This is a genomic window from Nocardiopsis sp. NPDC058631 (assembly GCF_042716955.1).
Lineage (GTDB): Bacteria > Actinomycetota > Actinomycetes > Streptosporangiales > Streptosporangiaceae > Nocardiopsis.
In genome coordinates this window covers 24861-34758 of record NZ_JBHXQY010000068.1, presented here as the reverse complement: position 1 = coordinate 34758, position 9898 = coordinate 24861, and the positions used below count along the sequence as shown (strand labels likewise).

Sequence of the window (9898 nt, the reverse complement as noted above, 5' to 3'; positions counted from 1 at the left end):
CGCATGTGGGGGGGCAACCGGTCGCCGATGGTCTCGCGTAGGTGTTGGCCCAGGTCGGGGTTGTTCCAGTGGCGGGCCAGGTCCCGCCCGGGGCGGTGGGAAACGGTGTCGGCGGGGGCCGGGAGGCGCCGCGACACCGCGCGGGTCGGTTGCGGTCCCGGGAGGGCCGACCCGCTCTGTGGTCGAAGGGGATGTTCGGAAGGCTTTCGGGCCGGTGGGCGGCCGGTGGGGGCTAGCCGCCCCTGACCTCGGCGGGCGTCCGGTCGCCGCCCCCGGGGGCCTCGCCCGTTCCGGTCCCGTCGGACGCGGCGTCGGCGGTCCCGGTCGCGGGGGCCTCCTCCGGGCTCGGGGCCGCGGTCGCGTCCTCCTCGTAGCTCATGAGGGCGTCCATGTCGATGGTGTTCGGGTTGTCCAGGACCTCGCGCAGCCGCTCGCGGTCGAGTGTGCCGGTCCAGCGACCCATGACCAGCGTGCCCACGGCGTTGCCGGTCAGGTTGGTCAGGGCTCGGGCCTCGGACATGAACCGGTCGATGCCGACGATGAGCGCGATCCCGGCCAGGGGGATGATGTCGCCGAAGGCGGCGAGCGAGGCCGCCAGGGTGACCAGCCCCGCGCCGCTGACCCCGGCCGCGCCGTTGCTGGAGATCACCATGAACACCAGCAGGCCGATCTGGGTCCAGATCGAGATCTCCGCACCCGTGGCCTGGGCGATGAAGATGGCACCCATGGCCATGTAGATGGCGGTGCCGTCGAGGTTGAACGAGTAGCCCGTCGGGATGGTGAGGCCCACCGTCGACTTCCGGACGCCCGCGGCCTCCATCTTGACCATCATGCGGGGCAGGACCGACTCGCTGGACGACGTGCCGAGCACGATCAGGAGTTCGTCGCGGATCAGCCGGACCATCTTGAACAGGCTGAAGCCGGCCAGACGGCAGATGAGGCCGAGGACGACCACGATGAAGACGACGCAGGTGACGTAGAAACTGAGCATGAAGTAGGCGAGGCTTCCCAGAACCGCGCTCCCGTGCTCGCCGATGGTGAAGGCCATGCCGCCGAAGGCGCCGACGGGTGCGGTGTACATGACGATCTTGATGACGCCGAACATGATGTGCGCCATCGTGTCCAGCGCGCGGACGGCGGGCTCCCCGCGCCGGCCGAGCATGGTGAGGGCACAGGCCACGAGGATGGCCAGCAGCAGCACCTGGAGCAGCTGGCCGTCGACGAAGGCGGAGAAGAAGGATTCCGGGATGATCTGCGTGAGGAAGCCGGACACACCGGACTCGGTCCCCTCGACCGCGGCGAGGGTGTCGGCGGCGTCGGCCTCGTCGAAGGACATGTTGAGCCCGACGCCCGGCCGCATGATGTTCACGGTGATCAGACCCAGGGCCAGGGCGATGATCGTCGTGGCCGTGAAGTAGACCATGGTGCGCAGCGCCAGGCCGCCCGCCTTGGCGAGGTTGCCCATGCCCGCGATGCCGACGGCGACCGTGCAGAAGATGGTCGGGGCGATGACGACCTTGACCAGGGCGATGAACAGGTCGGCGAGCCAGCGCATCCCGGCCGCCTGGGCGGGGAAGAGCAGGCCGACGGCGATGCCCAGGGTGATACCGACGAGTACCCAGAAGTACAGGTGCCGGTAGATGGGCTTCTTGGGTCGGGCCGGTGCCTTGTCGGCGCCCGGCCCCGCTGCGGCGGCGCGTCCGAAACTCGGCATGGCCTCTCCTTCAGGGTCCTGTGTGGCGGGTCACAGGAACCTTCGCCGAGGGTGTGTTCAACGGCCAAGTCACGAGGGGGAAACTTAAGATTTACCTGACGTTTGATCACCCTGGGTCGCCTTGTGGGACTTCCGGGTCAACATTGCGTGTCCTGCGCGGGTCGGTCCCGGGGGCGTGGCTCGCACGGCGCCGTGTCGCCGACCGGCCCGTGCTCGGCTCACCTGCGGCAACGCCCGGCGATGCGGCGCAGAGGGTGGCAGCGGGCGACGGGGGCTCAGGATCCGGGGGAGTCCGCCCGCGGGCGCGCCCGCACGAGCTGGCTCAGCAGGGACAGCACCGGCAGTTCCAGGAGCGGACCGGCCACCAGCGCCACCGCGACGAGCGGCCGGTCGGGGAAGGCCGCCACGGCGATCGCCAGCGCGATCGGCGAGTTGCGCGCCACGGTCGTCATGACCAGGGTGACCCGCTGGTCGGACGGCAGGCGCAGAAGGCGGGCGCAGACCACCGCCACCAGGGGCGCGGTCACGAAGAACAGGGCCAGCGGCAGCAGGAGGCCCACCAGTTCGCCCAGGTGTGCGCCGACCGCGCGCGCCTGCCAGGCGAACATGGCGGACACCGCCGTGTACAGCAGCGGGAGCACCGCGCGGGAGGCCCGCGGGACCAGGACGCCGTCCCGCCAGGAGGCGCCCCTCCACCGGCGGGCCGCCCACCGGGCGGCCACCGCCAGGACCAGGGGAACCACCAGAACCAGCAGGACCGCCTCCACCAGGGTCCCCATGTCCACCATCGCCGCCTCACCGCCGAGCAGCAGGACGTACACGGGCAGGAGCAGGAGCTGGAGGACCAGGTTCACGGGCAGCACCGCCGCCGCCACGCCCATGTGCCCCCTGGCCAGCCCCGTGAACACCAGGTACCAGTCCGTGCACGGGGTGACCAGCAACAGCAGGAGGCCGATCCGCAGATCGGGGGAGCCGCCCAGGAGCCCGGCGCCGAGGACCCAGGCGAGCAGCGGCGTGAACACGAAGTTGAGCACCAGGCTGGTGGCGACGGCGGCGCGCGCCGAGCGCGCCTCCCGTACGTGGCCGGCGTCGACCTGCACGAACACCGCCGCCAGCATCACCATCAGGGCGGGGAGCACGAGGTGTCCGGCGGCGTCGCCGACCGGCAGCACCAGCCCCAGGCCCAGCCCGCCGAGGGCGGCCAGCGCCACGAACACACTCTGGAACTTCTCGGAGGTGGACACGCGACGGCTTCCTGGGAGTGCGGACGTCCGTCCCACGCTAGCCGACGCGCGTCACGCGGGCGCTCCCCGTCTCTCGCCCGAGGTGCGGGGGCCGGCCGCTAGGATCACGCGGATGACCGTGGAACACCTATGGCGGGGACGTTTCGACAACGCGGAGCTCAACGCGCTCCACGCCCGGGGGTTCGGGTACGAGCCCGGCGACGCGGACGTGTGGGGGCGCGTCAACGACCACAGCCTGGGATGGGTGTGCGCCCGTCGAGGGGACGAGCTCGTCGGGTTCGTCAACGTCGTCTGGGACGGTGGCGTCCACGCGTTCGTCCTGGACACGGTGACCGACCCGCGCCACCAGCGGTCCGGGATCGGCACCGCGCTGGTGCGCCTGGCCGCCGAGCGGGCCGGGGAGGCCGGATGCCGGTGGCTGCACGTGGACTTCGAGGCACACATGGACGCCTTCTACCTCCGGGCGTGCGGGTTCGCCCCCACGGCGGCGGGGCTCATCGCCCTGTGAGGCCCGCCGCCGCGGGGACCGGGATCACCGGTTCCACGCCCCGGCGCGCGCGGCGCGGCGGGCGTACTCCCCGAAGTCCGTGGCCGGGCGGCCCAGCGCCCGCTCCACGCCGTCCGCCGGGGTGGCGTTGCGGCCGTCCAGGATCTCCCCGAACAGGGCCGCCAGACCGTGGGCGACCTCCTCGGGAACCCCGGCCCCGACCGCCACGGCGACGAACTCCTCATCGGTGACCGAGCGGTAGGCGACCGGGTGCCCGGCGGCCTCACCCACGATCCGCGCGGCCTCGGTGAACGTGATCGCCTCGGGGCCGGTCAGCTCGTACAGCGCACCCGCGTGGCCGTCCGAGGTCAGTGCCCGCGCCGCGATCTCCGCGACGTCGTCGAGGTCGACGAAGGGCTCGGCCACGTCCCGCGCCGGCAGGGTCAGGGTGCCGCTCATGACCGGTCCCAGCAGGAAGCTCTCGGAGAAGTCCTGGGCGAACACCGAGCAGCGCAGCACGGTCAGGTCGGGGAAGACCCGGCGGACGGCCTCCTCCGCCAGCCGGGCCCCCTCCTCGCCGCGGCCGGAGAGCAGCACCATGCGGCGTGCACCCCGCTCCGCCGCGCGGGCGGCGAAGGCCGAGACGGCCGCGTCGGCCCCCGGGAACGCCAGGTCGGGGTGGAAGCACAGGTAGACGGAGCTGACGCCGTCGAGGACGGCGTCCCAGGTGGTGGGGGCGTGCCAGTCGAAGGCGGGGGTGCCGGACCGGGAACCGACCCGGACGGTGGCGCCGTGATCGCGCAGGAGGGAGGTGACGCGGCGGCCGGTCATGCCGGTGCCGCCGGTGACGAGGACGGTGTCGTTCGTGTTCATGGCCTCAGTCCACCACCGCGAAGCCAGACGGAACATAGTGAAAATACTGGAATGCATAAGAGGACGTCCAGAAAACGCGTCCTGTCCGGATAAGATGCGGGCATGGACCCCCTCATGCACCTCCTGGACGGACCCCGGGCCCGCGGCGCCTTCACACTGCGCGCGGTGATGAGCCCGCCGTGGGCGATCGACGTCCGGGACGGCGCCGCCCTCGCGCTGGTCGTGGTCACCTCCGGGCGCGCATGGGTGGGCAGGCCCGGTGCCGGGGCGGAGGCGGGCCCCGGCGACGTCGTGCTCGTGCGCGGACCCGCCCCCTACACGATCGCGGACCGCAGCGGCCGCACCCCCTCCATCACCGTCCTGCCCGGCCAGCGGTGCGTCGCCCTGGACGGTCAGGAGGTCCACCTGACCATGAGCCACGGGGTCGGGACCTGGGGCAACGACCCCGACGGGGCGGACACCATGGTGGTCGGGGCCTACGAGGACGACAGCGAGGTCGGCCGGCTGGCGCTGGCCGCCCTGCCGCCGCTGGCGTTCCTGCCCGCCGGGCGGGTCGACCCGGTCCTGGTGGACCTGCTGGTCCGCGAGATCACCACCGGCCGGGTCGCCCAGGCCAGCCTCAACGACCGCCTCCTCGACTGCCTGCTGGTGATGTCGGTGCGGGCCTGGCTGGAGGACAACCCGGACAGCGCGCCGAACTGGCTGAGCGCCCAGCACGACCCCGTGGTCGCCCGCGCGCTGGAGGCCCTGCACGAACGCGTCGCCGAGCCCTGGACCCTGGACGCCCTGGCCGGGGAGTGCGCGGTCTCCCGCGCGACCCTCGCCGCACGTTTCCAGAAGGCGGTGGGCACCCCGCCGATGACCTACCTGCGCACCTGGCGGCTGACCGTCGCCGGGGACCTGCTCACGGCCCGGCCGGACCTGGGACTGGAGGCCGTGGCCGCGCGGGTCGGGTACGGAAGCGCCTTCGCGTTCAGCGCGGCGTTCAAGAACCACACGGGAGAGAGCCCCTCGTCCCACCGCCGCGCCGGAGCCGCCTCCTGAGCTCCGCCGGCCGGCCCGACCGGTCTCCCCGTCCGCGCGCCGCGGCCGTCCTCGCCGGGTGCGCACACTCCGCCGGGGCGCCGCCCCGGTAGGTTCCGGTGCAGGGGACCAAGGACAGAGAGGACCCTCCGTGGCCGACAGGACCCAGGCGTTCGACCAGCTCACCGAGGACTACCGGCGCTTTCGCCCCGACTATCCCGACACCCTCCTCGAACGGCTCGGCGAGCACGTTCGCGCGGGGGACCGCGACTCCTGGCCGACGCCGTGGCTGATGCTCGACGTCGGCTCCGGAACCGGGATCTCCACCCGCGCCCTGCGCCGCGTGTTCGGCCCCGCGCCCCGCGTCGTCGGGGTCGAACCCGGCAGCGCCATGCGGGACACGGCCGCGGGGAGCAAGGACGAGGGTGCGGAGTTCGTCGACGGCCGTGCCGAGGAGGTCCCCTTCCCGGACTCCTCCGCCGTCCTCGTGCTCGCCGCCCAGGCCGTCCACTGGTTCGACCGGCCCGCGTTCTACGCGGAGGCCGCACGCCTGCTCGCCCCCGGCGGAACCGCCGCCGTCCTCAACAACGACCGCGACTGGACCGCCGACGCGTTCGTCGACGCCTACGAGGGCCTGTTGGAGGAGTACGGCGACGACTACCGGCGCGACCACCGGGCCTACGACACCGTCGGTGAGATGAACGCCGCCGACGGCCTCGCCGACGCCACGGAGTCCAGCGCGTCCTGGACCCGCGTACTCGACCCGGAGGGATTCGTCGGCGCGGCCCTGTCCTCCAGCCAGGTGGCCGCCGTGGTCCGCAACATCGGCGAGCGGCGCACCCGCGACGCGCTCGCCTCCCTCCTCGCCGAGCACTTCCCCGACGGGGACGTCCGCGTCTCCTACACCACCCGGCTCTACCTCGCCCGTCGGCAGGACTGACCGGGGCCCGGTCCCCGATCGCGGGGACCGGCTTTGCCCCCCGTGTCACCACCGCTGGGTCTACCCGGACACGGCCCCGGGCAGGCTCCCGCCGATCGGGCCCACCGCGGGCCCGGACCGATGAGGGGGTACGCGCACCCATGGCTCAGCTGATCGTCCTCGGCGTGGCCGACCGCGACACCGCCGAGGAAGCCCTGGACATCGCCGCCGACCTGAGCGGACAGCACCTCCTCCGCCTGGAGGACGCGGCCTACGCGTACAAGGACGCGAAGGGGCGTCCGCGCATCCAGCAGACCATCGGCACCACCGGGATCGGGGCGATCGGCGGTGCCCTGTGGGGCACCCTCATCGGGCTGGTCTTCCTCAACCCGCTCCTCGGCCTCGCCGTCGGCGCGACCACCGGAGCCGTCGCCGGGAAGCTCACCGACGTCGGCATCGACGACGACATGATCAGGCAGATCGGCGCCCAGCTCGAACAGGGGCGTGCCGCCGTGTTCCTGCTGGCCGACTCCGCCACCGCGGACCGTGCGGTCGAGGCCTTCAGACCACTGCACCCCACGGTCATCCGGACCAACCTCACCCGCGAGAACGAGCAGGAGCTCGTCGAGGCCCTGCGCTCCTGACCCGGGGCGCCCGAGAACGCCGCGAGGTGGAAGCCGACGTCGGCCGGGACCGTGCCGCATCCCCGGAGCGCGCCCCGGTCACAGGAGCAGGCGGGCGACGGCCGCGAGGTCCTCCACCACCGTGGTCGCGTGCCCGAGCTGTGCGGGGTCGGTCGTGGACGCCACCGCCAGCACGGGCATCCCGGCGGCGATCCCGGCGCGGGCGCCGGCGGGGGAGTCCTCCACCACGACGCACGCCGCGGGGGCGGCCCCCATGCGCTCGGCCCCCAGCAGGTACGGCTCGGGGTGGGGTTTGCCCTCGGTGACGTCGTCTGCGGTCACCAGCACCCGGGGGAAGGGCAGCCCGGCCGTCCCGATCCGGGAGCGGGCGATCCTGCCGCTTCCGGACGTGACGACCGCCCAGGGACGCCCCCGGGCGTCGAGCTCGGTGAGCAGGCACAGGGCCGCGGGCACGGGCCTGACCCCGTTCCCGGCGGCGGCCTCGTGGGATTCGATCCGCTTCGCCTCGGCGACCGGGTCCAGGTGCGGGGCCACCAGTCGCACCAGGCCGTGGTCGGTGCGTCCGTGGCTGTGCTCCAGGACCTCGCCGACGTCGAGGCCGCGCTCGGCAGCCCACGCCGTCAGACCCGCCCTGATGCTCTCGGCGGAGTCCACCAGCACGCCGTCCAGGTCGAACAGCACCGTTGCCCCGTCGTAGTCGCCCACGTCGCCTCCTCTGCCCCGGGTCGGTCGGTCCTCCAGGGTGCCAGAACCCGGCACGGTGGGCGGTGGACGGGAACGGCGGGGCGCGGACCGCCGTGACCCGCCATCGGACCGGCGTCAATTACAGTTGACCCATGGACGCAGAACAGCTGACCGCCCTCGCCCGTTCGACCGGCGGCGACGACCCGTTGGCGGGCCTCGACGCCACGGTGCGGCTCCGCAGGGAGATGGAGCGGGTCGAGGCCGTGCTCGTGCGCCGGGCGCGCAACCGGGGCTCCACCTGGGCCGAGATCGCCGAGGTCCTCGGAGTCTCCAAGCAGGCCGTCCACAGGAAGTACGGCGGGCGGGGGCTCCTCGGCTCCCAGCAGTAGGCCCCGCCCCGGTCAGCGCAGCGCCTCCGCGAACCTCTCCATGCGCCCACCGAACCCCTCCGCGGGCCCGAACCACACCGCCACCGCGTCGGCCCCGGCCGCGGTCAGCTCCCGGAACTGCTCCACGGCGCGCCCGAACTCCTCCTCGCCCCCGGGCCAGGAGATCCGGGTGCCCGTCCGCACGGGACGGTCGGTCAGCCTCCGCAGCCTGTTCCGCGCCGCCACGAACCCCTCCGCGGTGAGTCCGACCCCCTGCCACTCGTCACCCCACGCGGCGGCGCGCCGCAGTGCCGGGTCGGAGGCGCCGCCGACCATCACCGGTACGGGTCGCGCCGGACGCGGCTCGAACACCCCGTCCCCGTAGGAGTGGAACCGCCCCTCGAACGGGCCGCCGCCCTCCGACAGGTGCCGCAGCAGCCGCAGCGCCTCGTCCAACCTGGCCCCGCGCGTGGCGAAGTCCGCGCCCACGGCGGCGAACTCCTCCCGGGACCACCCGACGCCCACCCCCAGGACGAACCGGCCCTCGGACAGCGCGTCCAGGGTCGCCGCCTGCTTCGCGAGGAGCAGGGGATCCCGCATCGGCGCCACCAGCACCGACGTGCCCAGGCGGATCCGGCTGGTGCGGGCGGCCAGGTGCGCCAGGGTCACCAGTGGTTCGTACACGCCGCCGAACGTGGGCCCGTAGGGCGCGGGCGGCAGCAGGTGGTCCGGAAGCCACACGGCGTCCACCCCCAGCTCCTCGGCTCGGACGCCCAGGCCGACGAGGGTCCTCGGGGACATCTCCGCAGACTCGTCGGGCAGCACCACCTGGAGGCGGGTGCCCGTGATCGGTTCGGTCAGCTCGCTCATGAAGCGAAGGTAGACCGTGCCACCGGTGTGAGGGTCAACCCCGGGCGGCGCGGCAGGCCCCCGCGCCCCGATCGGCCCCGGCGCGGAGCCGTCACCGGGCCTCGGGCAACGTGACCCGGGCCAGGACCGCCCGGTGATCGCTACCCGCGACCTCCACGACCTCGAACGAGCCGACACCCATCGACCCGTCCACCAGCACGTGGTCGATGGTGACGCCGGGCAGGCCACCGCCCACCGGCCATGTGGGCTCCAGACCCTGGCCGTGGACGGTCCCCGCGCTCACGTATCCCGCGTCCAGGACACGGCGCAGTTCGGCGTGGTCCAGGGTGGCGTTGAAGTCGCCCGCCAGGATCCGGAGTCCCGCCCTGTGCCGGGGGTCGCCGTTCTCCGCCGCCCCCGTGTCCTCGGGGCCGGGCAGGGCGCGCAGCCCGCCCCGCCACCCGTCCATGGTCTCGGGCGACAGCGGCGGCAGGGGGTGCACCGACACGACCTCCACGGGGAAGGAGTACCCGGGCACCTCCATGCTCGCGCGCGGCATCGCGAACGCCCCGGCCCCCTCCGCCACGTCCCCCAGGTCGGTGAGGGGGAAGGCCGCGTGGACGCTGCTTCCGTGCACGCCGGGGGCCGAGTGGTCGACCGTGTGGGGGAGGAGGTCGTTGAGCCCGGCCGCCGACAGGGCGTCCAGCGCGTCCGGGGTGACCTCCTGGAGGGCGAGCACCGTCACTCCGCGGTCGCGCACCAGCCCGACCACGTCCGCGGTGCGGGCACCGCCGCCGAGGGCGTTCAAGCTCATGACCCGCAGTTCCGGGCCGCCCGCGCCGGAGATCCCGAACGGCACCGCGCGCGGTACGACGGCCACCGCGAGCACGGCCGCGGCCGCGACCAGCACGGCCAGTGGCACCCGGCGCCGCAGCAGGCCCGCGGCCGTCGCCGCGAGGAGCGCGCCGCCCAACACGTACGGGGTGTAGGCCAGCGCGGGGACCAGCGGCCACCCCCGCTCCAGGCCGAACCCCCGTACCGCGGCGAACGCCGCGAAAGCCACCGCCACCAAGGCGAACAGGACGGTCACGGC

At 73.7% G+C, this 9898-nt stretch carries 11 protein-coding genes; 5 read left to right on the top strand and 6 right to left on the bottom strand.

All coding sequences use genetic code 11. The features are described 5' to 3' along the window. Positions 1 to 232 precede the first annotated feature (232 nt). Together dctA and ACFWTE_RS20975 are read right to left on the bottom strand one after the other, a co-directional pair. The gene (gene dctA, locus ACFWTE_RS20980; RefSeq protein ID WP_378781324.1) at positions 233 to 1714 is read right to left on the bottom strand and encodes a C4-dicarboxylate transporter DctA; all 1482 of its coding nucleotides are present in this window, start codon (positions 1712 to 1714) and stop codon (positions 233 to 235) included. A 275-nt stretch (positions 1715 to 1989) separates the two neighbouring features. Beyond that, positions 1990 to 2958, bottom strand: coding sequence for an arsenic resistance protein (locus ACFWTE_RS20975; protein WP_378781323.1), 969 nt, complete (start codon positions 2956 to 2958; stop codon positions 1990 to 1992). A 112-nt stretch (positions 2959 to 3070) separates the two neighbouring features. Between ACFWTE_RS20975 and ACFWTE_RS20970 the strand changes: the two genes are divergently transcribed. Beyond that, the gene (locus ACFWTE_RS20970; protein ID WP_378781321.1) at positions 3071 to 3466 is read left to right on the top strand and encodes a GNAT family N-acetyltransferase; all 396 of its coding nucleotides are present in this window, start codon (positions 3071 to 3073) and stop codon (positions 3464 to 3466) included. A gap of 24 nt (positions 3467 to 3490) precedes the next feature. Here the strand turns inward: ACFWTE_RS20970 and ACFWTE_RS20965 are convergent, their stop codons facing one another. Further along, the gene (locus ACFWTE_RS20965) at positions 3491 to 4318 is read right to left on the bottom strand and encodes an NmrA family transcriptional regulator (RefSeq protein WP_378781319.1); all 828 of its coding nucleotides are present in this window, start codon (positions 4316 to 4318) and stop codon (positions 3491 to 3493) included. Between the two features lie 102 nt (positions 4319 to 4420). Between ACFWTE_RS20965 and ACFWTE_RS20960 the strand changes: the two genes are divergently transcribed. The 3 genes from ACFWTE_RS20960 to ACFWTE_RS20950 all read left to right on the top strand — a co-directional run bounded on the left by ACFWTE_RS20960 (position 4421) and on the right by ACFWTE_RS20950 (position 6904). Next, positions 4421 to 5362 (top strand): AraC family transcriptional regulator, encoded by a 942-nt coding sequence (locus tag ACFWTE_RS20960; RefSeq protein ID WP_378781318.1) that lies wholly within the window; start codon positions 4421 to 4423, stop codon positions 5360 to 5362. Positions 5363 to 5492: 130 nt separating this feature from the next. Then, positions 5493 to 6281, top strand: a complete 789-nt coding sequence (locus ACFWTE_RS20955) for a class I SAM-dependent methyltransferase (protein WP_378781317.1) — start codon at positions 5493 to 5495, stop codon at positions 6279 to 6281. A 140-nt stretch (positions 6282 to 6421) separates the two neighbouring features. Next, complete coding sequence (locus tag ACFWTE_RS20950; protein WP_378781316.1) at positions 6422 to 6904, top strand: DUF1269 domain-containing protein; 483 nt, start codon at positions 6422 to 6424, stop codon at positions 6902 to 6904. Positions 6905 to 6982: 78 nt separating this feature from the next. Here ACFWTE_RS20950 and ACFWTE_RS20945 read toward each other — a convergent pair whose 3' ends face one another. Continuing rightward, complete coding sequence (locus tag ACFWTE_RS20945) at positions 6983 to 7609, bottom strand: HAD-IA family hydrolase (protein WP_378781315.1); 627 nt, start codon at positions 7607 to 7609, stop codon at positions 6983 to 6985. A 131-nt stretch (positions 7610 to 7740) separates the two neighbouring features. Here ACFWTE_RS20945 and ACFWTE_RS20940 point away from each other — a divergent pair, with 131 nt between their 5' ends. Beyond that, positions 7741 to 7977 carry a hypothetical protein gene (locus ACFWTE_RS20940; protein WP_378781314.1) on the top strand — a complete coding sequence of 79 codons (237 nt, stop codon included), beginning with the start codon at positions 7741 to 7743 and terminating at the stop codon, positions 7975 to 7977. 12 nt (positions 7978 to 7989) lie between these two features. On the opposite strand, the gene ACFWTE_RS20935 is transcribed toward ACFWTE_RS20940, so the two are convergent. Both ACFWTE_RS20935 and ACFWTE_RS20930 read right to left on the bottom strand, forming a co-directional pair. After that, on the bottom strand, positions 7990 to 8826 hold the full coding sequence (locus ACFWTE_RS20935) for a TIGR03619 family F420-dependent LLM class oxidoreductase (RefSeq protein ID WP_378781312.1): 837 nt from the start codon (positions 8824 to 8826) through the stop codon (positions 7990 to 7992). A gap of 91 nt (positions 8827 to 8917) precedes the next feature. Beyond that, positions 8918 to 9895 carry an endonuclease/exonuclease/phosphatase family protein gene (locus tag ACFWTE_RS20930; RefSeq protein ID WP_378781311.1) on the bottom strand — a complete coding sequence of 326 codons (978 nt, stop codon included), beginning with the start codon at positions 9893 to 9895 and terminating at the stop codon, positions 8918 to 8920. Between the last annotated feature and the right edge of the window lie 3 nt (positions 9896 to 9898).

Excerpts from the sequence above, each read along its gene's own strand:
- dctA (WP_378781324.1), bottom strand. The coding sequence starts at position 1,714 with ATGCCGAGTTTCGGACGCGCCGCCGCAGCGGGGCCGGGCGCCGACAAG.
- ACFWTE_RS20970 (WP_378781321.1), top strand. The coding sequence starts at position 3,071 with ATGACCGTGGAACACCTATGGCGGGGACGTTTCGACAACGCGGAGCTC.
- ACFWTE_RS20965 (WP_378781319.1), bottom strand. The coding sequence starts at position 4,318 with ATGAACACGAACGACACCGTCCTCGTCACCGGCGGCACCGGCATGACC.
- ACFWTE_RS20960 (WP_378781318.1), top strand. The coding sequence starts at position 4,421 with ATGGACCCCCTCATGCACCTCCTGGACGGACCCCGGGCCCGCGGCGCC.
- ACFWTE_RS20950 (WP_378781316.1), top strand. The coding sequence starts at position 6,422 with ATGGCTCAGCTGATCGTCCTCGGCGTGGCCGACCGCGACACCGCCGAG.
- ACFWTE_RS20940 (WP_378781314.1), top strand. The coding sequence starts at position 7,741 with ATGGACGCAGAACAGCTGACCGCCCTCGCCCGTTCGACCGGCGGCGAC.
- ACFWTE_RS20935 (WP_378781312.1), bottom strand. The coding sequence starts at position 8,826 with ATGAGCGAGCTGACCGAACCGATCACGGGCACCCGCCTCCAGGTGGTG.